Below are 24,917 nucleotides of genomic sequence, written 5' to 3'. Positions count from 1 at the left end.
CGCGGGCCGCGCCGGGACGCGGCGCGGACGGGCCGCCGTCACGCCCCGTCCCCGGGCCGGGCCGGTTCGTCGACGGCGAGCTGGTAGCCGACGCCGCGGACGGTGCGGATCACCCGGGGATCGCCGAGCTTGGCGCGCAGCGTCGCCACGTGCACGTCCAGCGTGCGCTGGGCGCCGGGCCACACGCTCTGCCACACCTCCAGCAGGAGGCGCTCGCGCGCCACCACCGTCCCCGGCTGCCGGGCGAGCGCCGTGAGCAGCTCGAACTCCTTGCGGGCCAGGGCGACCGCCGCGCCGTCGGCGCCGGTGACCTCGCGCCGGTCGAGGTCGATGCGCAGCCCGCGCGCGGTCACGACCGGGTGGGCCACCGGCCGGACCCGCCGCATGACGGCGTCGATGCGGGCCATCAGCTCGGCGATCCCGAACGGCTTGACCAGGTAGTCGTCGGCGCCCGAGCGCAGGCCGATCACCCGGTCGCGCTCCTCGCCCCGCGCCGTGACGGCGATGATCGCGGTCTCCCCGGCGCCGCGCAGGCGGCGGCACACCTCGATCCCGTCCATGTCGGGCAGCCCCAGGTCGAGCAGCACCAGATCGGCCGCAGGAGCCGCCAGGCCCTCGGCGGCGGTGGCGACCCGATGCACGTCGAAGCCCTGCCGGCGCAGCGCCACCATGAGGGCGTCGGCGAACCGGTTGTCGTCTTCGACGAGGAGGACACGCATGGCGGACCCATCGTAGGAGCCGCCGGGCCAAACGCCTAGACGCCGGACCCGCGCGCACGCCGATGGCCGGGCCCTGCCGTCACATGGCGAAGAGATTGCAGGCCGGTCGGCTTGTGAACAGGCCCGGAGAGGTAGGTCTGCAGCGTCGCGGACCACCCGGCTCACCCCTTCGCGGAAGCCGATTCGACCCTGCCCGGAAGAAGGACGCACATGACCGAAACCGATGCCTTCCAGCCTCCGTCGCGCGACCTGTGCGGGACCATGCTCGTGCACCGCCGGCTCCTCAACCAGAGCATGACCTACCGCGCCCAGCGCAGCGCCATCGAGAACCGCGCGCTGCAGTACGAGCGGGGACGGCGGCTCGAGGCGATCACCGACATCGTGACCATCCCGGTCGTCGTGCACGTCGTCCACGACCCGCGCGCCCCCGAGCAGAACATCTCCGACGAGCAGATCCGCAGCCAGCTCACGGTCCTCAACCAGGACTACCGGGCCGCCAATCCCGACGCGGGGAAGGTGCCGGAGGTGTGGCGCCCGCTGGTGGCCGACGCGCGGATCGAGTTCCGGCTCGCCGACCGCGCCCCCGACGGCACGCCGACCGACGGGATCGTCCGGGCCGAGACCGACCGGCGGGGATTCACCTGGGACGACGGCGTGAAGTCCAAGCGCACCGGCGGCGCCGACCCCTGGCCGGCCGACCAGTACCTCAACCTGTGGGTGTGCCGGCTCACCGGCGGGCTGCTCGGGTACGCGCAGTTCCCCGGAGGCCCGCCGCAGACCGACGGCGTCGTCATCCTGCACTCGGCGTTCGGGACCAGCGGCACCGCCGCCGCGCCGTACAACGGCGGCCGGACCGCGACGCACGAGATCGGCCACTGGCTGGACCTTTACCACATCTGGGGGGACGACGACGGCGCCTGCTCCAGCGACGACAAGGTCGCCGACACCCCCAACCAGGCCGGCGAGAACACCGGAGTCCCGAAGTTCCCCCACATCTCCTGCGACAACGGCCCGAATGGCGACATGTTCATGAACTACATGGACTACACCGACGACGACGCCATGTTCTTGTTCACGCAGGGGCAGAGCACCCGCATGCGGGCCTGCCTGGAGGGCGCGCGGGCCTCGTTCATGGTGGCGGGCGAGCGCCGGGCGGCGGGGGCCGCCGCGCCGGCCGCGGCCGTGCCGTCGGCGGCGCCGTCCGCCGGCGCGGTCCCCGAGATGGCCCCGGCCGCGCAGAACGGCGAGCTGGAGCGGCTGCTGCACGACAGCGAGCGGCTGACCAGGGAGGTCCTCAAGGAGATCCACACCGTGCTGGGGCTGGTCACCGGCCGTCCGGCGGGCCGGTCCTGAACGCGCCGCGGACGGGGACGGCCACATGAGCGGGCCACCGCCCGGCCTCCTCGGGACGTGGCTGCACTCCCATGAGGAGGACACCGGGACCGCCGCGGTGTACCGTCCCGCCGGCCACCCGTTCCGTCCATCCCGCAAGCCCCGGCGGGGCCTGGAGTTCCGGGCGGACGGAACGGTCGTGGAGCTGCGTCCCGATCCCGGCGACCGCCTGCGGCCGGTGGCCACCGGCCGCTGGGAGGCTCGGCCGGACGGCCCGCACCGGCTCACCTTCCCCGCGGAGGGCGGCCGGCGCGAGGTCAGGGTGCTGTCGTACGGCGAGGACAGGCTCACCCTCGCGAAGTGACCTCGTTCAGAGGACGAGGTCCTCGGGACGGGTGATCTCGCGGGGACCCGGCACGGTCTCCAGCCGCTCGAGCGGATCGGCCTGGATGTGCGCGTCCAAGCCGAGGGCGGTGAGGTCGGCGACGCGGCGCACGGGCACCTGGTAGGTGCGGTAGGCCCCGTAGGAGAAGGTCTCCTCGGTCGGCAGGTCGTGGAGCAGCGCCGACTGGCTGAGGAGGTAGCCGGTGACCGACGGCTTCCCGGATTTGGCGACCATGGCCACGACCTTCCAGAACTGGCGGGGCAGCAGCACGCCCCGGTAGGGGTCGTCGTCGGCGGCCAGCACCGGCCCGGTGAACACGCTGACGGCCAGGTCGCGGTTGTCGGCGCCGTTCAGGACGTAGTCCTCCAGCCCCGCCCACAGCGTCCGGCCCGCGTTGAACGCGTGGTGCTGCGGGGTCGCGTTGGTGAAATGGAAGGTGTCGTCGGCGGCGGCCTTGGCCCGCACGTCGCTGTCGCCCCAGGCCGGATCGAGCCGCCGCACCAGGTGGCCACGGTCCAGGTCGTTGTCGCGGTAGACCTCCTCGCCCGTCTGCTCCCCGGCGGGCAGCCTGGGGTCGAAGATCCAGCGGTCGCTCTCCCGCCCCGGCCGCCGGGCGAGCGTGCCGTCGATGTTGCACGCGGTGAAGAGCGCGAGCCTGCGCCTGCGGTGCATGACCACGCTGAAGTGGTGGTAGCGCAGTTCGGGCGAGGCGTCCGCGACCAGTCCGGGCGACGGGACGGGCAGCGGGAGCGGATGGCCGAGGAACGCCGGGTCGTACCCGCCGCGGGTGGTGTAGTCGGGATCGATCGCGATCCTCTCCGGCACCGCGGGCGGCCGCCCGTCCGCGAACCGGACGGTGATCTCCAGCGGCACCTCGACGGTGAACGCGCCGTCCCCCAGCGGCGACGCCCCCGTCGGCACCGTGCCCGCCGCCTCGGCGGCCGCGGACGGCGCGGCGGCGGACATCGCCGCGGGGGCCGCGGCGGACATCGCGGCCGGCGCGGCGACCGGCGCCCCGACCGAGTTCGCGGGGACCGGGGGCGTGCCCGCGGCCGTGGACAGCAGGGTCACGGCCTGCTCGATGCGTTCGGGGGCGAAGAGCTGGTCGACGAGCTCGCGCCGCGGCCCCTGCAGGCCCGCCTCGCGCAGCCTCCGGCAGATGCGGCTGATACGGACGCCCTCGTTGACGAACCCGCCGAACTCCTCGTGCTCGGGCGCCGGCACGCTCGCGTGGTGGAGCGCCACGACCTCCCACTGGTCGTTGAACACCGGCGACCCCGACGAGCCCGGCTCGGTGTCGGCGGCGTAGTGCACGAACCGCTCGGGGATGTCGACGATGCGGTTCTCGCGCAGCGCCACCTGCTTCTTGTCGCCGCGCGGATGCTGGACGATCGTGACGAACTCCCCGATGATGATCTTGCCCTCGGTCTCGAGCAGCGGGTTGAACCCGAACGGGGCCAGGTCGGCGGCGGGCGCCCGCACCGCGACCAGCGCGAAGTCCAGTTCCTCGTCGGCGAGGAAGAACCGGTCGGGGTCCAGCGGGTGGACCGTCACGGGCAGCGGCCGCCCGTCCAGGCCGTCCTGGAAGTTGAACTCGACCACGCTGGTACGGGCCGTGGCGGCGTCCGGCAGCACGTGGTGGTTGGTCAGCAGCAGCGCGGGCGACACCAGCGAGCCGGTGCCGTACCCGGCCGGGCGGCCCCGCTCGTCCCGGATGCCGATGCGTCCCACGGCGCGGGCCGCGGCCACCCCGGCCTCGAGGTACCGGGCGCCCACGTAGTCGACGCTGTTGATGATCTTCTCGAGCCGGGCGGCGGGCTCGGGGGCGCCCGGCTCCAGCAGGTCGCCGTCGGCGTAGAAGCGGCTGAGCCGGTCGATCCGCTTGGCGATCCGCTCGGGGCTGTCGGCCGCCGCGACGCCTCCCGGGGAGGTCAGCACGCTCTGGTTCCCGCGCCGTTCCGGTACGCGCTCGGCCACCCGCCGCTGCGCCGCCCGGCGCTGACGCTCCTGTTCCCGCTCGTGAAGTTCCATACGTCCCCCGGTCATCCCCTATGGCCATCGATCCGGCGTCGTACCCCACGACAGGAACCACCCACGCATTTCCCCCAATGCCGCCAGAAACTGGTAACGCCCTTTACCCTGCACGGGCCCTCCGCCGCTCGCCCGACGCGTCGGGTGCCGGGCCGAGCCGCGCGCGGAGTTGAACGCCGAGCCAATCGGGCAGTGCCCTGCTGGCCGGGACGCGGCCGTTGTGGTGCATGAATCCGTGGATCATCCCGTCGAAACGCCGCAGGCCCACCGGCACTCCCGCCTCGGCGAGGCGGGCGGCGTACTGCTCCCCCTCGTCGCGCAGGGGGTCGTACTCGGCGGTGGCGATGATCGCCGGCGGCAGGGCGGCCAGGTTCCGCGCCCGCAGCGGCGCCGCGTACGGGTGCTCGCCCGCGTACGGCGTGGGCAGGTAGTGCCGCCACGCGCTCCGCATGAACGCCGTGGTCAGCGCGTAGCCGGAGCCGTAGCGAAGGTGGCTGACGGTGGCGCAGGCCGGGTCGGTCGGCGGATGGATCAGTACCTGCGCCACCAGCGGAGCGCCCACGCCCAGGTCGCGGACGGCCAGCGCCGCTCCCGCGGCGAGGTTGGCGCCGGAGCTGTCGCCGCCGATCGCGACGCGCCCCGCGTCCAGTCCGAGCGAGCCCGCGTGTTCGGCGAGGTGGCGCAGCGCATCGAGCACGTCGCCGAGCTGCCCTGGAAATCGGGTCTCGGGCGCCAGCCGGTAGTCGACACTGGCGACCACCGCGGGAATCCGGCGCGCGAGGTTCTTCAGAGGCGTGTCCCAGGTGTCGAGATCGCCACGCGTCCAGCCGCCGCCGTGGACCCACAGCAGGACAGGCGCCGGACCGGTGATCCCGGTGGGGCGGTAGAGCCGCATGCGCACCCTGCCCACCACGTGTTCCCGCACGTCGGACATCCGCGCCGCCTCGCCCTGCAGTGCGGTTACTCCGCGGATCGCGGTGCGCGCCTGCTCCAGGCTCAGCGATTCGAGCGGCGGCGCCTCGGCGCCCTCGGCCAGCAGGTCACGCACGTCCGGATCGAGAGGCATCTACACCAGTTCCTGTTCGTTCATGACGGCCTGCTCGCCGAGGTGGATCGCGGCGTGCCAGTACGGGCCGCCGTTCGGGATCGACATGACGTACTGGGCGAGCGCTCCGGTGCTCGTGGCCCGCGGATGGGAGAGGGCGAGCGGGGCCGTCCACCGGTCCTCGTCATAGCGGGACAGTTCGTCGACCAGCGCGTCGCGCACGACGCCGAACCTGTGCAGCAGCAGGTCGACGGGGAGTTCGCGCCCGGCCATGACGCCGGCGAGGTTCAGCGCCCTGCCGGACGACGGCGTCTCCCACGGGCCGTCCAGGCTCCAGTGGGCCCGGCCGAGGCGCGCCTCGGTCAGGACGGCGAGATTGATCTCGTCCCACATCAGGACATGCGCCACCAGATCGCGCAGGGAGTCGCAGAAATCGCCCAGCGGACCGCCCTCGACGCGGTAGGGCGCGACGAGCTCCCGCTCAGGTCGGTTCTCGACCCGGCTCGCCAGCAACCGCCGGTCCGCCTCCGTACGGCGCCGGGCTTCACGCATCGGCAGAAAGTCGGTCATCATGATCGCGACCTTAGGAGCGGAAGCCCGAGGCGGCCCGAAGACTGCGGCTCATCGGCAGGCTTCGGCTCGCCGTCAGCGCCGCAGGACGTCCAGCAGATCCGCGCCGAGCGCCGCGACCACGCCGTCGTCCAGGGCGTAGCGGACGTAGTGCCCGGCCCGCTCGGTGTGCACCAGCCCCGCCGAGCGGAGCGCGGACAGGTGCTTGGTCACGCTGGACTCGGTGAACCCCCACAGCCGGGCGATCTCCCGCGCCGACCGCGGTTCGACGGCGATGGCGCGGCACACCTCCAAACGGGCGGGATGCGCCAGCACGAGCATGCGCCGCAGCGTGGCCCGGCTGTCGGCGGCCCGCGCCGGCGCCGGGAGCGGGTAGTGCACCACCACGGGACGGCCCGGCTCGTCGGTGACGTACAGGTGCGTGCTCCCGACGGCGGTGGGGGTCAGGACCAGGCCGCGCCCCGCGATCTTCAGGCGCTTGTTCTGGACCTTGTCGATCACCACGCGCCGCTCGCCGGGACGGACGCTGATCGCCGGGGACAGGCCGTCCAGGGCGCGCTCCCAGCCGTTCCTGCCGCACAAGGCCGTACGCGCGGCGACCTCGTCGCTCAGCCGGGGCGAGGCGGCCGCCCAGTCGGCTTCGAAGAAGGCGTCCCAGCACCGCGCCATCAGGTCGGTGACCGCCTCCCGCGCCGACGCGGGCTCGTCGAGGACGAGGCCGACCGCGCGACGCGCCCCAGCTCCGCGGGCACGGGCGAGGCGGAGCACGCTGTTGCGCACCCGCGCGTCGGCCAGGTTCGCCGAACGGCCGCGCTGCCGCAGCAGGGGCCGCAGCAGCGAGACGGCGAAGTCTCCAGGGGGCATCCGGCGGATCCATTCCAGCTGGTCCGCCCACCGGCGCGGCGGCACCGCCGTCGGATCCGCCAGCAGCGTCGCCCGCACCGCCCGCACCGCGAACGACCACTCCCCCATGTCCCGGGCGAGACCCGCCGGGATCCGGGCCCGCGTCCGGGCCACCCATTCGGCCTGGTCAGGGTGATTGCCGGCGTCACTGAGGACGTGCCAGGCCCACCCGAACTCCACCATCGGGGTGGCGGTGAAACGCACCTCCGGCCCGGTGACGGCGGAAAGGTCCAGCGCGATCGGCATGACCGGATCGTATGGCGCGCGGACACCGGTTGCGATCATGGTCGCGCGTCCGATGCTCTTGGCCTTCACGATCGAAGCCCTGCCCTGACCTACTGCGAACCTAGGAACGGTGTACGGCCAGACCGGTGTCTCCGGGGACCACATCGGGCCGCAGTGCGAGGTCGTCGTCGTAGTCGCCGCTTCGCTCGCGCCGGAAGGGGATCGGCTCGGCGTCGGGCAACTCGCGCAGCCGCCGACGCAGTTCGGCTCCGGCGCCGGAGTACTCGTCGGCGCTGAGGTGGTGGGCCCCGTAGATCAGGACCGGCGGTACCACCTCCATACCGGTGTAGAAGAACGTGCCGTGCTGGATTCCGAACAGCACCTGTTCGGCCTCGCCGTGGATACCGCGCGCCCCGAAACCGGCGGCGCGGGCCCCGACGGTGGTGACGACCATGGCGCGTTTCCCGGTGAGCTTGCCGTCGCCGTACCGCAGCGGCCGCCCGTCGCCGTCCTTGACGCCGTAGGCGAAGCCCTGGACGAAGACGCGGTCGACCCAGCCTTTGAGGATCGCGGGCGGCCCCAGCCACCACAGCGGGAACTGCAGGACGACGGCGTCGGCCCAGGCGAGCTTCTCCAGCTCCGCCCGAACGTCCTCGCTCAGCGTGCCGGAGCGGTAGGCGTGCTCGGACGCCTTGCCGACGAGCAGCCGCCCGCCCGGGTCGTGGGCGTAGTCGGCGGCGGTGACCACCGGGTTCCAGCCCATGGCGTACAGGTCGGACTCGCGGACGTCGTGACCGAGTTCCTTGAGCGTGTGCAGCCCCTCGTCGCGCAGCGCGCCGTTCAGCGAGCGCGGTTCGGGATGGGCGTAGACCCACAGGACGTTCATGGCGTTTCTCCCTCCGTGCCGGGCGGTCACGTCCGATGCTGCGAGATCGGCCACGGCGCCGCGAGTGGCCTGAAAGCCATGATGTGCAAGAATCGGGCCATGAGCGTGTTCGGCGACGCGGGCCGGCGGCACCGTGTGGCGGTGCTGGTCCGCGACGGCGTGCTCCCGATGGAGCTGGGACTGGTGCACCAGCTGTTCGGTACGGCGGTGTCCCCAGCGGGGGAACTGCTGTACGAGGTGGTGTCCTGCGCCCTGGCACCCGGCGAGGTCCGCACCGACGCCGACTTCTCCGTCACCATCGACCACGGCCCCGGCACGCTCGCCGAAGCCGACACCGTGGTGCTTCCCGCCTCCCACGAGCAGGACGAGGTGCCCGGCCCGCTGCCCGGCCCGCTGGCGGACGCGCTGGAGCTGATCGGCCCGGACACGCGCATCGCGACCATCTGCACCGCCGCGTTCGTGCTGGCCGCCGCAGGGCTGCTGGAGGGCCTCCCGGCGACGACGCATTGGCAGTCCGGTGACCGGTTCCGGGCCTGGTACCCCGACGTGGCCCTGGACTGCGATGTGCTCTACACCGAGAGCGGCCGGGTGCTGACCTCGGCGGGCGAGGCGGCCGGCATCGACCTGTGCCTGCACATGATCCGCAACGATCACGGCGCGGCGGTGGCCAACGAGGTCGCCCGCCGCACCGTGGTGCCGCCGCACCGCGACGGCGGCCAGGCCCAGTACATTCCGCGCCCGATCGCCGCCCCGGGGGCGTCGTCCACCGGACGCGCCCGGGCTTGGGCGCTCGAGCACCTGGATCGTCCACTCACCCTGCGGGACCTCGCGGCACGCGAGTCCACGAGCGTGCGGACCTTCACCCGCCGATTCCGTGAGGAGGTCGGGACATCGGCCAACCGGTGGCTGACGCGGCAGCGCATCGAGCGGGCCCGGCACCTGCTCGAAGCGACCGATCTGCCCGTCGACCACGTCGCCGAACAGGCCGGGTTCGGGACGGCGGCGTCACTGCGCCAGCACCTGCAGGCCGCGCTGGGCGTCTCTCCCAGCGCCTACCGCAGCACGTTCCGCGGCTAGGGCCGGTCTCGAAGTCAGGCCGAGAAGCCCCGGACCTTGTCGGGGATGACGCGGATGGCCACTCGCACCACGCCCTCGGGGTCGGGCGGCGAGTCCTGGCCCAGGTACTTGTGGGACACCTTGCGCTGGAGGGCGCGGTCGGAGTCCTCGACGACCTCCGCGGTGCCGCGCACCTCCACCGTGCGATAGGGGTTCGCGGTGTCGAAGACGGTCAGGCTGACGCGGGGATCCCGGACGAGGTTGCGGGCCTTCCGCCGGTCGGTGGTGCTGGAGAACACCACCGTGTCGCCCTCGCGCAGGACCCACACCACCGAGGTCTGCGGCCCGCCGTCGGGGTTGAGCGTCGCCACGGTCGCGAAGTTCCTGCCGTCGAGCAACGTCCGCGTGGCTTCGTCGAATGTGATCGGCATGGCCTATCGACCTCCAAAGGTGCACGAGTTGTTACGGTGTTCATGATCTGTGACCACGGCGCAGGACGGAAGAAGGCACATTCATGTCACAGCGGAACGACTGTGTTCCCGACGACGCCGGCGGCGGGGAGGCGTGCACGGTCCTGGAGGCGCTCGGCCGGGTGAGCGGCAAGTGGAGCATCGGCGTCCTGATGGAGACGACCCGCGGACCGGTGCGGTTCACCGAACTGGAGCGTGCGATCACGGGCGTCAGCCGGCGGATGCTGACGCTGACCCTGCGCAACCTGGAGCGCGATGGCCTGCTGGTGCGCACCGTGTACCCGACCGTGCCTCCCAAGGTCGAGTACGTCGCCACCGATATGGCCCGCGAACTGTATGACCACCTGCTCGGACTGACGGAGTGGGCCGAACGCCACCGCGCCGGCATCGCCCGCGCCCGCGCCGTCTACGACAGCGCCGCCTCATAACACCACGGCCGGTGAGGTCCCGGCCAACGGCTGGGGCACGACCGCCTCCATGGGAGCCATCCTGAGCTACCGGCTCCTCATGATCAGCATCGTGTACTCGGCGCGTGTCCGGCGCAAGCACTGCGGACGTGCCCCCGACGGAGCAACCGGCCGCCGCATTGGGCGAACCGCCCGTCCCGCCGCTCTACCCGCGCTCCCCTTTCGCAGACGACAGGCGCAGGCCCGCGTCGGTACGGGTGAGCGTGAACGGGTGGTCGCCGGGGAAATGCGCGGGCAAGAGCAGCAACGCGTCACCGGCGCAACGGCCCAGAAGAGCATCCCGCGTCCGCGACGCCAGCGCCGGGTCCGCGTCTCCGGCCTGGCTCAGGTGCGGGTACAGCAACTGGACGGGGTGGTGGATCACGTCGCCGCAAAGGACGGCGCCACCGCCCGGCGACCGGATCTCCACGATGCTGTGCCCGCCGGTGTGGCCCGGCGCGGCACGCAGGACCACGCTGGTGTCTCCGTGCGCGGCGAGCACGTGACCGTCGCCGGCCACCTCCCACCGCCCGCCTTCGAGGACCGGGCGGACACTGTCCTCATAGGCGCGGGCCAGGTCGGCTTCGACGCCTTCGGTAGGGTTCGCGGTCGCCAGAGCGCGCAGATCGGCCAGCTCGTCGTGCCCGAACACGTAGGTCGCCGCCGGGAAGGTCGGCAGCCACCGGTCGCCGTCGAGCCGGGTGTTCCAGCCGCAGTGGTCGGGGTGCAGGTGGGTGTTCACGACCACGTCCACGTCCCGGACGTCCACACCCGCCCGCTCGAAGCGCTCCAGGAAGTCGGTGTCGAAACGGTGGTGCGGCGGCAGGTTGGGGCGCTCTTTGTGGTTGCCGTTGCCGGTGTCCACGACGAGCGCGGTCCCGCCGAGACGGATCACGTAGGTGTGGATGGCCAGCACGAGTTCACCGGTCGCCTCGTCCACGAACCGCGGCCCGAACGCCTCCGCGGCCCCGGCCACATGCGCGTCCCGCACGGCCGGAAACAGCTCCCGCGGCTGGAACGGCCAGCGTTCCAGCTCGGTGACCTGCACGACGGTCGCCTCGCCGACCTGGATCTCGAATGTCATCAGCCCTGTCCTGGGTAGTCGCCGCCGGCCTTGACGCCCGCCACAGAAGGATGGGGTGGCGCGACCGGTCTGACCAGCGCCACGTGCCGTTCATCGGGACACCGGACACGCGACATCGGGCTCAGATGTCGGTGAGGGTGGTGGCGGGGCCCGTCCAGATGGAGGTGATCTGGGAGACGTACCGGCCGCCGGCGGTGTCGCCGGGGACGACCAGTTGGGGGCCGTGGGTGTCGAGGGGACGGTCGTCGACGCTGGTGGCCATGAGGACGGCGCTGCCGCTGTAGCGGGGGTCGATCTCCCCCCACGACAGCACGGCCAGGTGCCCGTCGCGGCCGGTCACCACCACCAGGAACCGCACCCGGTCCTTGCCGATGACCGGGTGGAAGCGGGGGCCCGCGGCCAGCAGCACCTCCAGCAGCTCCGGACCGGTGTAGGTGTGCGGCTGCTCTCCCCGGCGGCCGCAGACGTACCGGGCCTGCACCGTGCGCTGCGGAAGCGCGCGCAGGTCGGCCACGGTCAGAGCCGCGGGATGCTCCACGTCTCCGGCCAGGTGGACCCGCGCGCATGCGGGGGCGATCAACGCTCGGGGTGGCTGGGCCGGTATCCGCTCGTCCATGAGCGCTCCTTAGCGCACCGGGGATGGGCCTACGACAGGGCCGCAGCGCGGGATGCAGATTCGCATCTGCGACCCTTATCGAAGGCTACCCTGGCGAATACCGGAGAGCAGGGGATCAGGAGGTCGCTTCTGCGAGAACCCCTCCGCCTGCCGGTGGGGTCAGCCCTCCACCCAGCCGTACTTGCGCGCGAAGGTCACCAGGCCCCGCCGCAGGTGGGTGATCTGCGCGCCGGTCAGTTCGGGCGCGTCCTTGATGAGCAGTTCGGTCAACTCCTGGACGAACTCCCGCTCGGAGAGGACGTCGCACAGACCGTCGTCCTCGTCCGGGCGGGGCTCGAACGGGACCCTCTCCGACGCGGACGGAAGGTACTCGTCGACCGCCGACGGGCGTTCGGAGCCCCTGACACGCACCGCGTAGGCCTTCAGGCCGCGTTCCCCCTGGGTCACCTCGAACTCGACGGACGTCCCGGGCGAGAACGCCGACTTCTCGTCGAGAAGATCGTTGGCGTGGACGAAGACGTCCTCGCCGCCGGCGTCCGGCACGATGAACCCGTAACCCCGCATGTCGTCGAACCGCAGGACCTTGCCTGTCTCCGCCATGACCACCCTCCAACAACCTCAACAAAACGACCAGATGACGGGCCGTCTCTGCACGGCCCTTCCGCATCTGGTTCCGAACCTATCCGCTCCGGCGGGCCGGGGTGATGAGGTGCGGGGCGGCGGCGACCTGGCCGGGGCCTGCATGCCCTGCGGGCCCCGACGATCAGCTCGGGCGGGCCGATCTCGCCGGTGGCGCGGACCCGGTTCGGTGTGCCGCACGACGGTGGAGGAGGCGCCCGCGGGCACGGGCGCCCGGGTCAGGCGGGGGCGGGGCAGGCGGCGGGGTCGCCCGCGGCCAGGTCGTCGTCACCGCGCTCGGACTGCACGTACCGGATGTAGCGTTCGCTCTCGGCGAAGACGGCGGTGTCGTCCCAGCCCAGGTGCGGGGCCATCAGCTCGGCCACGTGGTATGCGGCGGCCAGCCCGGCGTCGCGCTCCTCCATCGCGATGCGCGTCCGCCGCGCCAGCACGTCCTCCAGGTGCAGTGCGCCCTCGTGGGTGACGGCGTAGACCGCCTCGGCGCGCAGGTAGTCCTCGGCGCCGGGGACGGGCTCGCCCAGCGAGGCGTCCCGGGCGATGAGGGCCAGTACCTCGGGTACGCACGACCCGTACCGCTTGAGCAGGTGCTCCACCCGCGCCACGTGCAGGCCGGAGTCGGCGGCCAGGTGGCGGCGCTCGTTCCACAGCACCTCGAACCCGACCGCGCCCAGGACGGGGAGCCGGGCGGTCACCGAGGGCGGCACGGTGCCCTCCAGCCCTTCGACGGCGACGTCGACCGCGTCCTGCGCCATCACCCGGTAGGTGGTGAACTTGCCGCCGGTCACCACGACCAGCCCGGGCACCGGTTCGGCCACGGTGTGCTCGCGCGACAGCCGGGTGGTGTCGTCGGCCTCGCCCGACAGCAGCGGCCGCAGGCCCGCGTACACCCCCTCCACGTCCTCGCGCTCCAGCGGGGTGCGCAGCAGCCCGTTGACCTGTTCCAGCAGGTAGCCGACGTCGGCGGCGTCGGCGGTGGGGCCGTCGGGGCCCTGCTCCCAGGGGGTGTCGGTGGTCCCGATGATCCAGTGCCGGCCCCACGGGATGACGAACAGCACGCTCCTGGCGGTGCGCGCGATCAGCCCGGTGTTCAGGTGGATCCGGTCGCGCCGCACCAGCAGGTGGACGCCCTTGGAGGCGCGCACGCTGAAGGACGTGCGGGTGCCGGCCATCCGCCCCGCGTCGTCGGTCCACACGCCGGTGGCGTTGACGACCCGGCGGGCCCGCACGGCGATCTCCATGCCTGACTCGGTGTCCAGCACCGCCGCGCCCGTCACCCGCTCGCCCTCGCGCAGGAATCCGGTCGCCTCCGTCCGGGTGGCCACGCACGCGCCGTAGTGCGCGGCGGTGCGGGCCACCGTCATGGTGTAGCGGGCGTCGTCGACCTGGGCGTCGTAGTACTGGATGGCGCCGACGAGGGCGTCGGGGCGCAGTCCGGGGGCCTCGCGCAGGGCCGCGCCCCGGGTCAGCTGGCGGTGCCGGGGCATCACCCGCGACCCGCCGATCGAGTCGTAGAGGGTGACGCCGGCGCCGACGTAGCAGCGTTCCCACAGGCGGTGCCGCAGCGGGTACAGGAACGGCACGGGCCGTACCAGGTGCGGGGCCAGGCGGGTCAGCAGCAGCGCGCGTTCCCGCAGGGCCTCGCGGACCAGGCCGAAGTCGCGCTGCTCCAGGTAGCGCAGCCCGCCGTGCACGAGCTTGCTGGACCGGGAGGAGGTCCCCGACGCCCAGTCGCGGGCCTCCACCAGCGCGACCGACAGGCCGCGGGACACCGCGTCCAGGGCGGCGCCGGCGCCGACGATGCCGCCGCCGACCACCAGGACGTCGAACTCGGTGTCGGCCAGCCGCCGGAGGGCGGCCTCGCGGTACTGCGGTCCGAGTGGTAGCGATTCCACTTCCTGCTCCTCGAGGGGAAACCGTGCGGGAGATGGGGACGGTCAGTCGACGTCGACCCAGTCCAGGGTGCGCTGCACGGCCTTCTTCCAGCCGGCGTAGCCGCGCTCGCGCTGACCGCCGTCCCAGGCGGGCGCCCAGCGGCGGTCCTCGTTCCAGTTGCTGCCGAGTTCGGCGGTGGACTTCCAGAAGCCGGTGGCCAGCCCGGCGGCGTAGGCGGCGCCCAGCGCGGTGGTCTCGGCGACCACCGGCTTGGACACCGGGACGCCCAGCACGTCGGCCTGGATCTGCATGCACAGCTCGTTGGCGGTGACGCCGCCGTCGACCTTCAGCACGTCCAGCGCGACGCCCGAGTCCTCCCGCATCGCCTCCACGACGTCGCGGGTCTGGTAGCAGATCGACTCCAGGGTCGCCCGGGCCAGGTGGGCGTTGGTGTTGTAGCGCGACAGGCCGACGATGGCGCCGCGCGCGTCGCTGCGCCAGTACGGGGCGAACAGGCCGGAGAAGGCCGGGACGAAGTACACGCCGCCGTTGTCGTCGACCTGCCGGGCCAGCGCCTCGCTCTGCGCGGCGCCGGAGATGATGCCCAGCTGGTCGCGCAGCCACTGCACGGCCGACCCGGTCACCGCGATCGAGCCCTCCAGCGCGTACACCGGCGCCTGGTCGCCCAGCTGGTAGCAGACGGTGGTCAGCAGCCCGTTGGCCGAGCGGACCGGTTCGGTGCCGGTGTTGAGCAGCAGGAAGTTGCCGGTGCCGTAGGTGTTCTTGGCCTGGCCGGGCTCGAAGCACACCTGCCCGACCGTGGCGGCCTGCTGGTCGCCCAGCGCGGCCGTCAGCCGCACCTCGCCGCCCAGGGGGCCGTCGGCGCGGGTGACGCCGTACCCGGCCGGGTCGGAGGAGGGCCTGATCTGGGGGAGCATGGCGCGGGGGACGCCGAAGAACGACAGCAGTTCCTCGTCCCAGTCGAGGGTCTCCAGGTCCATCAGCATGGTGCGGCTGGCGTTGGTGACGTCGGTGACGTGGACGCCGCCGTCGGTGCCGCCGGTCAGGTTCCACAGCAGCCAGCTGTCGGTCGTCCCGAACAGCGCGTCGCCGGCCTCGGCGGCCTCCCGCACGCCCTCGACGTTCTCCAGGATCCACTGGATCTTGCCGCCGGAGAAGTAGGTCGCCGGGGGCAGGCCCGCCTTGCGGCGGATCACCTCGCCGCGGCCGTCGCGTTCCAGGGCGGAGGCGATCCGGTCGGTGCGGGTGTCCTGCCAGACGATCGCGTTGTAGTACGGGCGCCCGGTGCGCCGGTCCCAGACCACGGCGGTCTCGCGCTGGTTGGTGATGCCCAGCGCGGCCAGGTCGGAGTGGCTCAGGTTCGCCCTGGTCAGCGCGGTCTGGATCACCGCCCGGGTGCGCTCCCAGATCTCGGTGGGGTTGTGCTCCACCCAGCCGGCCCGGGGCAGGATCTGCTCGTGCTCGAGCTGGTGGCGGGCGATCTCGTTGCCGCCGTGATCGAAGATCATGAACCGGGTGCTGGTCGTGCCCTGGTCGACCGCTCCGACGAAGTCGCTCATGTGGTGTTCCTCCTGGCTGGGACGGGGATGCGGGGCCGGTGGGCGGGGCGCGGGACGGTGCTCACGCCGCCTCGGCGGGGACCTTGGTGGGGGCCGGTTCGGGCTCGGGCGCGCCCGCGGCGGGCAGGAACCGTCCGATCAGGGCCTTGTAGAGACCGGCCCCCAGCACGCCGCCCACCAGCGGGCCGACGATCGGGACCCAGAAGTACAGGTCGCCGTACTGGTCGCGCCAGGCTCCCCCGTATCCGGTGAGGAAGGAGGCCAGCCGGGGCCCGAAGTCGCGGGCCGGGTTGATGGCGTAGCCGGCGTCGGTGCCCCAGGCCATCCCGATCGCGACCACGACCAGGCCGATGACGAACGGGGCCAGGTTGGACAGCGGGCCGTCGTTGCGGGCGTCGGTGATCGCCAGGACCAGGAACAGCAGGATCGCGGTGCCGATGATCTGGTCGCGCAGCGCGCCGAGGCTGCTGACGGGCAGCTCGCCGTTGCCCGGCAGGGTGGAGAACACGCCCTGGGTCTTGATGGTGTGGCCGGGGTCGGCCTGGGCCAGCACCTCGCTGTAGTTCCACCGCACCAGCAGCGCCGCGACGAACGCCCCGGCCGTCTGCGCCAGCACGTAGGGGGTGACGTTGCGCCAGGGGAAGTCGCGGTAGACCGCCAGCGCGAAGGTGACGGCGGGGTTGAGGTGGGCGCCGCTGGCCCGGGCCGAGACGTAGATCGCCAGGGTGACGCCCAGGCCCCAGGCCCAGGCGATGCTGTCGTGGTCGCCGATGTCGGCGGCCGCGACCTGCGCGACCACCCCGACGCCGAACAGGATGAGGATCATCGTCCCGGCGAACTCGGCGAGGACGGCGGCCAGCGGGCCGCCGGGCAGGCCCGCGCCCGCCTCCGGGGGCGGGGGCGGGGACGCGCCGCGCGCGCCGCCGGCATCGGCGTCGGCGCCGGCCGGGCCGGCCGGCGTGGTGTCCTTGTGCGCCCTGTCGCTCTCTGGCATGAGCCTTGCCTCCTTGGCAAGCGGGGGTGGGAGGGCGCCCGCGCCCCCGGACCGGCAGGCGGGCGCCCCGTCGGCGGGCCGCCCATCAGGGAGGAGCGAGCGGGCCGCGCGGTTGCCGAGGACGCTAGGTCGGCTTTTCAGGGCGGTCAACGTACATGTGCCGACAATGTCGAACACTTTCCCTGCCGCCATGGGCCCATTACCCTCGCCGATATGCCGCAGATCACAGCGAACGGGCACCTCGGCACGCGTGATCCAGTGATGTCGGCGGGTGTCGACATTGTCGGCGACGTTTCGGCAGATGACGGTTCGGTTCTAGGATCGGTCCCATGCCGGGACCGGTGCAGTCGATCGAGCGGGCCGCGGCCATCCTCCGGCTGCTGGCCAACAGCTCCGGCCGGCTGGGCGTGGGCGAGCTGGCGAGCTCGCTCGGGCTGGCCCGCGGCACCGTCCACGGCATCCTGCGCACCCTGGTCAGGGTCGGGTTCGTCGAGCAGGACGAGGCCAGCGGCAAGTATCAGCTGGGCGCCGCCCTCCTGCACCTGGGCACCAGCTACCTGGACGTCAACGAGCTGCGCTCGCGCGCGATCAACTGGGCGGACGCGCTGGCCGCGCGCAGCGGCGAGGCTGTGCGCATCGGCAGCCTGCTGGACGGCAAGGTCCTGGTCGTCCACCACGTCTTCCGGCCCGACGACTCCCTGCAGGCCATGGACATCGGGTCGCTGCTGCCGCTGCACGCCAGCGCGCTGGGCAAGGCGCTGCTCGCCCACGACGTCAACGCCGCCGCCTCCATCCGCGGCACCGAGCTGGAGTCGTTCTGCCGCCGCACCATCACCGACCACCGCTCCCTGGCCCGCTCGCTCACCCGCGTCCGCGAGCAGGGCTGGGCGTCGGAGATCGAGGAGTTCGCCCTCGGCGAGGCCGCCATCGCCGCGCCCATCCGCGGGTACGGGGGGCTGGTCGTGGGCTCGATCGGGGTGTCGGGCGCGGTCGAGCGGATCTGCGACGCCCGCCGGCTCCCCGACCCCGCCCTGGTCGGCTACGTCCGGGACGCCTCCCGCGCCGTCTCCCGGGACCTGGGCGCCTCCCGCTGGTAGCCCGGTACCCCCGGTGCCCATCGTCGGGGTGCGGGCGCGGCAGGCGGTGGGGAGGGCATGACCGAGCGCTACGTCATGTCCATCGACCAGGGCACCACCTCCACCCGCTGCATCCTGTTCGACCACCGGGGCCGCCTGGTCTCGGTCGCCCAGCGCGAGCACCGCCAGCACTTCCCCAAGCCCGGCTGGGTCGAGCACGACGCCCTGGAGATCTGGCGGAACCTGGAGCGCATCGCCCCCGAGGCCCTGGCCCAGGCCGGTGCCGCGCCCGCGCAGATCGCCGCCGTCGGCATCGCCAACCAGCGCGAGACCACCGTGCTGTGGGACCGGCTCACCGGCATCCCCATCGGGCGCGCCATCGTCTGGCAGGACACCCGCACCGACGCCCTGGTCGAGGAGATGGCCCGCACCCCCGGCTCCGACCTGGTGCCCGAGCGCACCGGCCTGCCGCTGGCCACCTACTTCTCCGCGCCCCGCGTCCGCTGGCTGCTCGACCACGTCCCCGGCCTCCGCGAACGCGCCGAGCGCGGCGAGGTGCTGTTCGGCACCATGGAGAGCTGGCTGATCTGGAACCTGACCGGCGGCGTCGACGGCGGCGTGCACGTCACCGACGTCACCAACGCCGGCCGCACCCTGCTCATGGACCTCAAGACGCTGGACTGGGACGACGAGCTGCTGGCCTTCTTCGGCGTCCCCCGCGCCATGCTGCCCACCGTCCGCTCCTCCACCGAGATCTACGGCGCCGCCCGCAGGGTGTTCCCCGGCGTGCGGATCGGCGCCGCGCTCGGCGACCAGCAGGCCGCCCTGTTCGGCCAGACCTGCTACGCCCCCGGCGAGACCAAGTGCACCTACGGCACCGGCGGGTTCCTGCTGATGAACACGGGAACCGAGCCGATCCGCTCCGCCAACGGCCTGCTCACCACCGTCGGCTACAAGATCGGCGACGAGCCCGCGGTGTACGCCCTGGAGGGGTCGATCGCGATCACCGGGGCGCTGGTCCAGTGGTTCCGCGACGGACTCGGGCTGATCACCACCGCGCCGGAGATCGAGACGCTGGCCCGCAGCGTCGACGACAACGGCGGCTGCTACATCGTCCCGGCCTTCTCGGGCCTGTTCGCCCCGCACTGGCGGGCCGAGGCCCGCGGCATCATCGTCGGCCTGACCTCCTACATCACCAAGGGGCACCTGGCCCGCGCCGTGCTGGAGGCCACCGCCTGGCAGACCCGCGAGGTCGCCGACGCCATGAACGCCGACTCCGGGCTGCCCCTCAGGGAGCTGAAGTCCGACGGCGGCATGACCGCCGACCACCTGCTGATGCAGTGCGTGGCCGACGTCCTCAACGTGCCCGTGGTCCGGCCCATGGTGGTGGAGACGGTCTCGCTGGGCGCCGCCTACGCCGCCGGGCTGGCCGTCGGATACTGGGCCGACCTGGAGGGGCTGCGCCGCAACTGGCACCGCGCCGCCCGCTGGGTCCCGGCGATGGACCCCGTCCGCCGCGCCGCCGAGTACCACAACTGGAAGCGCGCGGTCGAACGGTCCTTCGACTGGACGAGGCCCGGCCCCGTCCCGGCCGAGGACCACGGCCCCACCTGACGCCGTTCAAAGGGCGGTGCCCTACCGGGTCACGGGGCGGCGGCGAGCTCGGCGCGGAGCCGGTCCAGGCCCATCGGGCCCAGGTCCAGCGCCCGCCGGTGGAAGGCCTTGAGGTCGAACGCGGCGCCCTCCCGGCGGCGCGCGTCCTCGCGCGCCTCCAGCCAGACCTTCTCCCCCAGCTTGTAGGCGATCGCCTGCGCCGGGCGGCCCAGGTACCGGTCGATCTCGAAGGTCACCTGCTCGTCGGCCCACGGCCCGCAGTGCGCCCGCAGGAACTCCCACCCCAGCTCCGGCGTCCACCGCTCGCCCTCGTGGAACCCGGTCCCCGCCGGGATCGGCAGCCGCAGGTGCATCCCGATGTCCAGGACGACCCGCGCCGCCCGGATCTGCTGCCCGCCCGCAAGCATCCCCAGCCGGTGCGCCGGATCGCGGTAGTAGCCCAGCTCGCCCATCAGCCGCTCGGCGTACAGGCCCCAGCCCTCGCCGTGCCCGGGGTACAGCTCCGCCGACACCCGCTGGTAGCGGTTGAGCGTCGCAGTGTTCAGCGTGGCCGACCCCAGCTGGAGGTGGTGGCCGGGCACGCCCTCGTGGAACATCACCGCCGGGACGCTCCAGGTGACGACCTCCTCCTCCGAGGGGTGCAGCGTCCACCACACCGTTCCGGACCGGGACAGGTCCTCGGCCGGGGCCAGGTAGTACACGCCCGAGTCCGCGGGCGCCAGGCGGCACTCGACGCGCCGCAGAGGGGCGGGGATGTCGAAGTGCACGCCATCCAGGTCGGCGATGGCGCGGTCGGCCAGTTCCTGGATGTAGGGCAGGAAATCCTCCGCGCGCACCCGGTGGGCCGAATCGGCGTCCAGGGCCGCGGTCACCTCCGCCAGGGTGCCCCCGGGGCGGATCTCCTGGGCGAGGGAGGCCATCTCCGCCTCGATCCGGGCCAGTTCCTCCCAGCCCCAGGCGTAGGTCTCTTCCAGGTCCAGATCGGTTCCCAGGAAGTCGCGCACGCCCAGCCGGTAGCGGTCGGCCCCCAGCGCGTCCTCCCGGGGGGCGCGCGGCTCCAGATCCTCGCTCAGCCAGCGGGCCAAGCCGCCCAGCGCCTGCCGGGCGGCCCACGCGGGCTCCTCCAGCCCCGCCCGCCGCGCGTCCTCACGCCCGGCCAACCCCGCGAGGTAGCGGCGCAGCTCCAGGCACGCGCGCTCGCTGCGGGCCACCTGCCGTTGCGGCGACAGGCGGCCCTCGTCGTGCGCCCGCACCAGGCCGGCGCGCAGGCTCTCCAGCGCGCCGGGAAGGGCCCGGACCCGCGCGCCCATGGCCTCCCAGTCGGTGGCCGCGCCCTGGTCGAGCAGCTCGAAGGCGTACCGGAGGCGCTGCACCGGACCGTCGGTGGTGTCGAGGCAGCCCTCCCGCACGCCCGCCTCGTCCAGGGCGAGCTCGGTCTCCAGCCGCTCGCGCAGCACCGCCGCCGCCACCCGCGCCGCCTCGGCGCGGGCCGCGTCCCCATCACCGGCGGGGTCGGGGCAGGGCAGGGCGTCGAGCGCGACCAGGGTGCGGCGGGTCAGGTCGGAACGGGCGGCGAACCCCTCCGGGCCGTAGTCGGTGAGGGCCCGGTCATGGCCGGCGATCCCCATGATCGTCGCCGCGCACGGGTCCAGCGCGGCGAACTCCTCCACGTACCGGTCGGCGAGGGCGTCCAGGGCGTCCATCCCGACAGGCTAGAACCGAATGATCAACCAGAACAGACCGGAATGTCCTGCCCCTGGTTGTCCTTGGCCTCGTCGTTGCCCCACCGGCTCAGGTACAGCGCCGGCACCCACCCCCGCGAGCCGCCGCCGTACACCACGTCCAGGTCGGTCAGCAGCCACCAGTGGTTGTAGGCGTCGCCTCCACCGCGGTCCATCTTCTGCCCCCACTTCTTGCAGAAGACGTAGTGGGTGCCCTTGCGCAGCTCACCGACCGCCGCGCCGGAGGCCGACGGCTGGGCGTACCCCTCCGCGGCGGCGAAGGTGTCGACGTAGAACTTCGCGCTCCCCACCGGAATCGAGGTGACCGGCGAGGCGGAACTCTGCGGTGCCTGGGGCGTCCCCGGGCTCCCGGCCCCTCCCGCGCCCTCCTTCGCACGTCCCGACGGCCACAGCACGATCAGCACCGCCACCAGTGCGAGCGCGAACGTGCCGGCCACCGCCCAGCCCGCGTACGGCGGGACGCGCCCGCCCGCGCGGGCCGGCGGCGGCGCGTACGGGGCGTGCGGCGCCTGCGGGGCCGGAGGGATCTCGGCGAACCGGGTCTCCACCAGCGTCGGATCGTCCTGGAACGCGACCGTCTCCGCGCCCGCCTCCGCGGCGGGCGCCCCGGGGACAGGGGCCGCGCACCGCGCGCAGTTCGCCAGATCCGTCCCGGTGTCGCTACCGCACGACGGACATCGCATGCCGTTCCCTCCGCCACTCCCAGCCACGCTCGCGCGCACATTGTCGTGCCGAACCGCCCGGATCCGCGAATCCGCCCGCCCCGCAGGACTTTGCCGCGCCGGGGGGACGCCCAAAGGCGGGGCCGGTCAGCGGGGTCAGCGGGTCTCCGAGGCCAGGCGGACGCCCAGCCCGACCAGGACCACGCCCGACACCTGCTCCAGGCGGCGCCGCACTCCCGGCCGCTCGAAGACCCGCCGGGCGGCGTCCACCGTTCACACCACGACCGTGTACCAGACCAGGTCGATCAGCGCCCACAGCAGCGAGAACCCCACCAGCACCACCGGCACCGGCCAGCCCTCCGGGACGAACTGCGGCAGGAACGACACCGCGAACACCCCCGCCTTCGGATTGGCGAAGTTGGTGATCAGCCCCAGCCGGAAGTACCGCCCCAGCGGCCCGGAACCGCCCTCCACGGCCCCCGCGGCCCCCTCGGGGTCCTCCGGGTCACCAGGAACGCCGGCGGCCGTCACGGCGCCGCGGCGCGCCTGCCACAGCGCCCTGGCCCCGAAGTACACCAGCACCGCCGCGCCCGCGATCCGCAGCCCGTCATAGGCCAGCCGGGACGCCGCCAGGAGCGCCGACAGGCCCAGCGCCGCCGCCAGCCCCCACAGCAGCACGCCCGTCTCGTTCCCCAGGACCGCGGCCAGCCCGGCCCGCCGCCCCGACAGCACCGACGACCGCATGATCACGACCGTGCTCGGCCCCGGGACCATCGCGATGAGGACCGCCGCACCGGTGAAGGCGATCAGGCTCTCCAGCATGCCCCCATGCTCGCCGCGCCGCACCGACGCCGCAACGCAATACCGGCTCGCACGGCCTTGCCAGAGCTAGAGCGGGCCGCCGTCGTCGCCCTCGCCGCCCGAGGGGGACGGCGTCGGCAGGCTCGGGGACGGCGTCGGCGTGGTCGGCACCGGCGACGGGCTCTGCGACGGCCGCGGCTGCTGCGGCGGCGTGGGCGGCGGCCGCAACGGCTGCGAAGGCGGGTCCGGCGGAGGCGGAGGCGGCTCGGTCACCTTCGGCTGGCAGGCGAACAGCAGCAGCATCAGCAGCGCCAGCACCGCCAGGATCCCCGCCAGGGTCAGGATGGCCGCGACCAGGCCCCGCTCGGGACGCTCCTGGACGGGCGGCCCCACCGGCGCGAACGCGGCCGGCGGACGCTCCAGCGCCGGTTCCCCCGACCCCAGCCAGTACGGCTGGAACTGCGGGCCCCTCCGGCGGCCTCTCCACCGCCCCCGGAACGCCCCCTCCAGCACCACCGAGTCGAGGAAGCGCTCCGCGCCCGGCCGCTCCATCCGGTCGGCGTCATAGGACGTCGCCACCCACGGCGCCGGCCCGTCGGGCTGCGCCGCCACCACCGGCGCCGGTTCCTCCGGGCCCAGCCGGGGCGGCCGCCCCGGCCCCGGGATCGCCGAGTTGATCGCGGCGCGGAACCGGTCGCGCGCCGCCGCGTCCTCGGCGGCCCCGCGGTTGAGCACCGCGACGCTGGCGCGACGGCCCGCGTCGTCCTCCCCCAGGTACACGATCCCGGCCGAGGTCTCCGACAGCCTCGCGGACAGCCGGTAGGGGCCGAGCCGTACAGGATCACCGGGTGGCAACGGCCTGGACATGGCCGCCACACTACAACCGCGCCGCCGCCCCCCGGAACGCCCCGTACACCCCCTCCCCCTATCGCCGACGTGCCCTCAGAGCCGTCCCCCAGGCTCTTTACACCGCCCATACGGCCGTGGATGGCAGGCTCTCAGCCGCGCATGTCGGCTTCGCGAGTGCGGTCTTCCCGCACGAACGGGTACATGTGATCCCGTAGGGTCGGAATGCGCCCGCCAGCAGCCGGAGGACAGTGAGGATCTCCCAGATGACCGTCGCAGCGCAGGATCTGGACCAGGCCGCGGCACTGCTGCAGCACACCGTGGCCGAGGTCAAGAAGGTCATCGTCGGCCAGGAGCACATGGTCGAGCGCATGGTCGTCGCGCTGCTGGCCAAGGGCCACTGCCTGATCGAGGGCGTGCCCGGCGTCGCCAAGACCCTGGCCGTGGGCACCCTCGCCCAGGTCGTCGGCGGCACCTTCGCCCGCCTGCAGTTCACCCCGGACCTGGTCCCCTCCGACATCGTCGGCACCCGTATCTACCACCCCTCCACCGAGCAGTTCGACGTCGAGCTCGGCCCCGTCTTCGTCAACTTCGTCCTCGCCGACGAGATCAACCGGGCGCCCGCCAAGGTCCAGTCCGCCCTCCTGGAGGTCATGGCCGAGCGCCAGGTCTCCCTGGGCGGCAACACCTACCCGCTGCCCCGGCCGTTCATCGTGCTGGCCACCCAGAACCCGATCGAGTCCGAGGGCGTCTACCCGCTGCCCGAGGCCCAGCGCGACCGGTTCCTGATGAAGATCGACGTGCGCTACCCCGGCGCCCACGAGGAGCTGCAGATCCTGCAGCGCATGAGCGTCGACCCGCCCGAGGCCGAGCCCGTCCTGGACCCCGACCGCCTCATCGCCCTCCAGCGCGCCGCCGAGGAAGTGTCGGTCCACGAGCTGGTCGCCGACTACATCGTCCGGCTGGTCATGGCCACCCGCGAGCCAGAGCAGTACCGGCTGCCCGACCTGCGCCAGGTCATCGAGATCGGGGCCAGCCCCCGGGCCACCCTCGGCCTGGTTTCCTGCGCCCGCGCGCTGGCGCTGCTGTCGGGCCGCGACTACGTGCTGCCCGACGACGTGCGCGCCGTCGCCCGTGACGTCATGGCGCACCGCGTCGTCCTCACCTTCGACGCCCTCGCCGACGGCGTCGACACCGGCGAGGTCGTCGCGCAGATCCTGGCCGCCGTCCCGCCGCCGCGCGTGGTCTGGAACCACGGCACGGTGACCGCCCAGTGACCACCGACCCGACCGGAGGCCGGCGGCCGTCCCGCGGCGGGCGGGC

The 24,917-nt window shown here is 73.3% G+C and carries 24 protein-coding genes; 7 read left to right on the top strand and 17 right to left on the bottom strand.

What is annotated here, in order from left to right:
• Window positions 1-38: 38 nt before the first annotated feature.
• Window positions 39-719, bottom strand: coding sequence for a response regulator transcription factor (locus ACZ466_RS44880; protein WP_378283130.1), 681 nt, complete (start codon window positions 717-719; stop codon window positions 39-41).
• Between the two features lie 210 nt (window positions 720-929).
• On the opposite strand from ACZ466_RS44880, the gene ACZ466_RS44875 reads away from it, so the two are divergent.
• Window positions 930-2,072 (top strand): zinc metalloprotease, encoded by a 1,143-nt coding sequence (locus ACZ466_RS44875; RefSeq protein WP_464041940.1) that lies wholly within the window; start codon window positions 930-932, stop codon window positions 2,070-2,072.
• Window positions 2,073-2,097: 25 nt separating this feature from the next.
• A complete protein-coding gene (locus ACZ466_RS44870) occupies window positions 2,098-2,415 on the top strand; it encodes a hypothetical protein (protein WP_378283132.1) in 318 nt (105 codons plus the stop codon).
• Between the two features lie 6 nt (window positions 2,416-2,421).
• Here the strand turns inward: ACZ466_RS44870 and ACZ466_RS44865 are convergent, their stop codons facing one another.
• From ACZ466_RS44865 to ACZ466_RS44845, 5 genes are all read right to left on the bottom strand, one after another.
• Window positions 2,422-4,467, bottom strand: a complete 2,046-nt coding sequence (locus tag ACZ466_RS44865; protein ID WP_464041939.1) for a DNA/RNA non-specific endonuclease — start codon at window positions 4,465-4,467, stop codon at window positions 2,422-2,424.
• 103 nt (window positions 4,468-4,570) lie between these two features.
• Entirely contained in the window at window positions 4,571-5,533 is a 963-nt protein-coding gene (locus tag ACZ466_RS44860; protein WP_378283134.1) for an alpha/beta hydrolase, read from the bottom strand.
• Window positions 5,534-6,085 (bottom strand): hypothetical protein, encoded by a 552-nt coding sequence (locus ACZ466_RS44855; protein ID WP_378283135.1) that lies wholly within the window; start codon window positions 6,083-6,085, stop codon window positions 5,534-5,536. It abuts the gene before it with no gap.
• A gap of 72 nt (window positions 6,086-6,157) precedes the next feature.
• A complete protein-coding gene (locus ACZ466_RS44850; protein WP_378283136.1) occupies window positions 6,158-7,231 on the bottom strand; it encodes an ArsR/SmtB family transcription factor in 1,074 nt (357 codons plus the stop codon).
• A 100-nt stretch (window positions 7,232-7,331) separates the two neighbouring features.
• Window positions 7,332-8,096 carry an NAD(P)H-dependent oxidoreductase gene (locus ACZ466_RS44845; RefSeq protein ID WP_378283137.1) on the bottom strand — a complete coding sequence of 255 codons (765 nt, stop codon included), beginning with the start codon at window positions 8,094-8,096 and terminating at the stop codon, window positions 7,332-7,334.
• Window positions 8,097-8,195: 99 nt separating this feature from the next.
• Here ACZ466_RS44845 and ACZ466_RS44840 point away from each other — a divergent pair, with 99 nt between their 5' ends.
• Window positions 8,196-9,173 (top strand): GlxA family transcriptional regulator, encoded by a 978-nt coding sequence (locus ACZ466_RS44840; protein WP_378283138.1) that lies wholly within the window; start codon window positions 8,196-8,198, stop codon window positions 9,171-9,173.
• A gap of 14 nt (window positions 9,174-9,187) precedes the next feature.
• Here ACZ466_RS44840 and ACZ466_RS44835 read toward each other — a convergent pair whose 3' ends face one another.
• Complete coding sequence (locus ACZ466_RS44835) at window positions 9,188-9,583, bottom strand: PPOX class F420-dependent oxidoreductase (RefSeq protein WP_378283139.1); 396 nt, start codon at window positions 9,581-9,583, stop codon at window positions 9,188-9,190.
• Between the two features lie 83 nt (window positions 9,584-9,666).
• Between ACZ466_RS44835 and ACZ466_RS44830 the strand changes: the two genes are divergently transcribed.
• On the top strand, window positions 9,667-10,050 hold the full coding sequence (locus ACZ466_RS44830) for a winged helix-turn-helix transcriptional regulator (protein WP_378283140.1): 384 nt from the start codon (window positions 9,667-9,669) through the stop codon (window positions 10,048-10,050).
• A gap of 184 nt (window positions 10,051-10,234) precedes the next feature.
• Here the strand turns inward: ACZ466_RS44830 and ACZ466_RS44825 are convergent, their stop codons facing one another.
• The 6 genes from ACZ466_RS44825 to ACZ466_RS44800 all read right to left on the bottom strand — a co-directional run bounded on the left by ACZ466_RS44825 (window position 10,235) and on the right by ACZ466_RS44800 (window position 16,853).
• The gene (locus tag ACZ466_RS44825) at window positions 10,235-11,152 is read right to left on the bottom strand and encodes an MBL fold metallo-hydrolase (RefSeq protein WP_378283141.1); all 918 of its coding nucleotides are present in this window, start codon (window positions 11,150-11,152) and stop codon (window positions 10,235-10,237) included.
• A 121-nt stretch (window positions 11,153-11,273) separates the two neighbouring features.
• Window positions 11,274-11,768 carry a molybdopterin-dependent oxidoreductase gene (locus tag ACZ466_RS44820; protein ID WP_378283142.1) on the bottom strand — a complete coding sequence of 165 codons (495 nt, stop codon included), beginning with the start codon at window positions 11,766-11,768 and terminating at the stop codon, window positions 11,274-11,276.
• A 159-nt stretch (window positions 11,769-11,927) separates the two neighbouring features.
• Complete coding sequence (locus ACZ466_RS44815) at window positions 11,928-12,368, bottom strand: cold-shock protein (protein ID WP_378283143.1); 441 nt, start codon at window positions 12,366-12,368, stop codon at window positions 11,928-11,930.
• A gap of 257 nt (window positions 12,369-12,625) precedes the next feature.
• Complete coding sequence (locus tag ACZ466_RS44810) at window positions 12,626-14,299, bottom strand: glycerol-3-phosphate dehydrogenase/oxidase (RefSeq protein WP_378283144.1); 1,674 nt, start codon at window positions 14,297-14,299, stop codon at window positions 12,626-12,628.
• 42 nt (window positions 14,300-14,341) lie between these two features.
• On the bottom strand, window positions 14,342-15,859 hold the full coding sequence (gene glpK / locus ACZ466_RS44805) for a glycerol kinase GlpK (protein ID WP_464041938.1): 1,518 nt from the start codon (window positions 15,857-15,859) through the stop codon (window positions 14,342-14,344).
• A gap of 61 nt (window positions 15,860-15,920) precedes the next feature.
• Window positions 15,921-16,853, bottom strand: a complete 933-nt coding sequence (locus ACZ466_RS44800; RefSeq protein ID WP_464041937.1) for an MIP/aquaporin family protein — start codon at window positions 16,851-16,853, stop codon at window positions 15,921-15,923.
• A gap of 329 nt (window positions 16,854-17,182) precedes the next feature.
• On the opposite strand from ACZ466_RS44800, the gene ACZ466_RS44795 reads away from it, so the two are divergent.
• Both ACZ466_RS44795 and glpK (ACZ466_RS44790) read left to right on the top strand, forming a co-directional pair.
• On the top strand, window positions 17,183-17,950 hold the full coding sequence (locus ACZ466_RS44795) for an IclR family transcriptional regulator (RefSeq protein WP_378282156.1): 768 nt from the start codon (window positions 17,183-17,185) through the stop codon (window positions 17,948-17,950).
• Between the two features lie 57 nt (window positions 17,951-18,007).
• Entirely contained in the window at window positions 18,008-19,543 is a 1,536-nt protein-coding gene (gene glpK / locus ACZ466_RS44790) for a glycerol kinase GlpK (protein WP_378282157.1), read from the top strand.
• Between the two features lie 29 nt (window positions 19,544-19,572).
• Here the strand turns inward: glpK (ACZ466_RS44790) and ACZ466_RS44785 are convergent, their stop codons facing one another.
• The 4 genes from ACZ466_RS44785 to ACZ466_RS44770 form a co-directional block, all read right to left on the bottom strand.
• Complete coding sequence (locus ACZ466_RS44785; protein WP_378282158.1) at window positions 19,573-21,246, bottom strand: DUF885 domain-containing protein; 1,674 nt, start codon at window positions 21,244-21,246, stop codon at window positions 19,573-19,575.
• A 23-nt stretch (window positions 21,247-21,269) separates the two neighbouring features.
• Window positions 21,270-21,968 carry a hypothetical protein gene (locus ACZ466_RS44780; RefSeq protein ID WP_378282159.1) on the bottom strand — a complete coding sequence of 233 codons (699 nt, stop codon included), beginning with the start codon at window positions 21,966-21,968 and terminating at the stop codon, window positions 21,270-21,272.
• Window positions 21,969-22,220: 252 nt separating this feature from the next.
• A complete protein-coding gene (locus tag ACZ466_RS44775) occupies window positions 22,221-22,769 on the bottom strand; it encodes a LysE family translocator (RefSeq protein ID WP_378282160.1) in 549 nt (182 codons plus the stop codon).
• Window positions 22,770-22,835: 66 nt separating this feature from the next.
• Window positions 22,836-23,615 carry a hypothetical protein gene (locus tag ACZ466_RS44770; RefSeq protein WP_378282161.1) on the bottom strand — a complete coding sequence of 260 codons (780 nt, stop codon included), beginning with the start codon at window positions 23,613-23,615 and terminating at the stop codon, window positions 22,836-22,838.
• Window positions 23,616-23,860: 245 nt separating this feature from the next.
• Here ACZ466_RS44770 and ACZ466_RS44765 point away from each other — a divergent pair, with 245 nt between their 5' ends.
• Window positions 23,861-24,871 (top strand): AAA family ATPase, encoded by a 1,011-nt coding sequence (locus ACZ466_RS44765; protein WP_378282162.1) that lies wholly within the window; start codon window positions 23,861-23,863, stop codon window positions 24,869-24,871.
• Window positions 24,872-24,917: the final 46 nt, after the last annotated feature.

The organism is Actinomadura rugatobispora (genome assembly GCF_055379765.1).
This window is presented reverse-complemented; position numbering and strand designations above follow the sequence as displayed.

Bases quoted from the DNA above. Each gene is read 5' to 3' on its own strand.
- ACZ466_RS44800 (WP_464041937.1), bottom strand. From the start codon at position 16,853: ATGCCAGAGAGCGACAGGGCGCACAAGGACACCACGCCGGCCGGCCCG.
- ACZ466_RS44825 (WP_378283141.1), bottom strand. From the start codon at position 11,152: ATGACATTCGAGATCCAGGTCGGCGAGGCGACCGTCGTGCAGGTCACC.
- ACZ466_RS44780 (WP_378282159.1), bottom strand. From the start codon at position 21,968: ATGCGATGTCCGTCGTGCGGTAGCGACACCGGGACGGATCTGGCGAAC.
- ACZ466_RS44840 (WP_378283138.1), top strand. From the start codon at position 8,196: ATGAGCGTGTTCGGCGACGCGGGCCGGCGGCACCGTGTGGCGGTGCTG.
- ACZ466_RS44865 (WP_464041939.1), bottom strand. From the start codon at position 4,467: ATGGAACTTCACGAGCGGGAACAGGAGCGTCAGCGCCGGGCGGCGCAG.
- ACZ466_RS44880 (WP_378283130.1), bottom strand. From the start codon at position 719: ATGCGTGTCCTCCTCGTCGAAGACGACAACCGGTTCGCCGACGCCCTC.
- ACZ466_RS44770 (WP_378282161.1), bottom strand. From the start codon at position 23,615: ATGTCCAGGCCGTTGCCACCCGGTGATCCTGTACGGCTCGGCCCCTAC.
- ACZ466_RS44830 (WP_378283140.1), top strand. From the start codon at position 9,667: ATGTCACAGCGGAACGACTGTGTTCCCGACGACGCCGGCGGCGGGGAG.
- ACZ466_RS44815 (WP_378283143.1), bottom strand. From the start codon at position 12,368: ATGGCGGAGACAGGCAAGGTCCTGCGGTTCGACGACATGCGGGGTTAC.
- ACZ466_RS44860 (WP_378283134.1), bottom strand. From the start codon at position 5,533: ATGCCTCTCGATCCGGACGTGCGTGACCTGCTGGCCGAGGGCGCCGAG.
- ACZ466_RS44850 (WP_378283136.1), bottom strand. From the start codon at position 7,231: ATGCCGATCGCGCTGGACCTTTCCGCCGTCACCGGGCCGGAGGTGCGT.
- ACZ466_RS44875 (WP_464041940.1), top strand. From the start codon at position 930: ATGACCGAAACCGATGCCTTCCAGCCTCCGTCGCGCGACCTGTGCGGG.
- ACZ466_RS44835 (WP_378283139.1), bottom strand. From the start codon at position 9,583: ATGCCGATCACATTCGACGAAGCCACGCGGACGTTGCTCGACGGCAGG.
- ACZ466_RS44775 (WP_378282160.1), bottom strand. From the start codon at position 22,769: ATGCTGGAGAGCCTGATCGCCTTCACCGGTGCGGCGGTCCTCATCGCG.
- ACZ466_RS44845 (WP_378283137.1), bottom strand. From the start codon at position 8,096: ATGAACGTCCTGTGGGTCTACGCCCATCCCGAACCGCGCTCGCTGAAC.
- ACZ466_RS44820 (WP_378283142.1), bottom strand. From the start codon at position 11,768: ATGGACGAGCGGATACCGGCCCAGCCACCCCGAGCGTTGATCGCCCCC.
- ACZ466_RS44870 (WP_378283132.1), top strand. From the start codon at position 2,098: ATGAGCGGGCCACCGCCCGGCCTCCTCGGGACGTGGCTGCACTCCCAT.
- glpK (WP_464041938.1), bottom strand. From the start codon at position 15,859: ATGAGCGACTTCGTCGGAGCGGTCGACCAGGGCACGACCAGCACCCGG.
- ACZ466_RS44785 (WP_378282158.1), bottom strand. From the start codon at position 21,246: ATGGACGCCCTGGACGCCCTCGCCGACCGGTACGTGGAGGAGTTCGCC.
- glpK (WP_378282157.1), top strand. From the start codon at position 18,008: ATGACCGAGCGCTACGTCATGTCCATCGACCAGGGCACCACCTCCACC.
- ACZ466_RS44855 (WP_378283135.1), bottom strand. From the start codon at position 6,085: ATGATGACCGACTTTCTGCCGATGCGTGAAGCCCGGCGCCGTACGGAG.
- ACZ466_RS44765 (WP_378282162.1), top strand. From the start codon at position 23,861: ATGACCGTCGCAGCGCAGGATCTGGACCAGGCCGCGGCACTGCTGCAG.
- ACZ466_RS44795 (WP_378282156.1), top strand. From the start codon at position 17,183: ATGCCGGGACCGGTGCAGTCGATCGAGCGGGCCGCGGCCATCCTCCGG.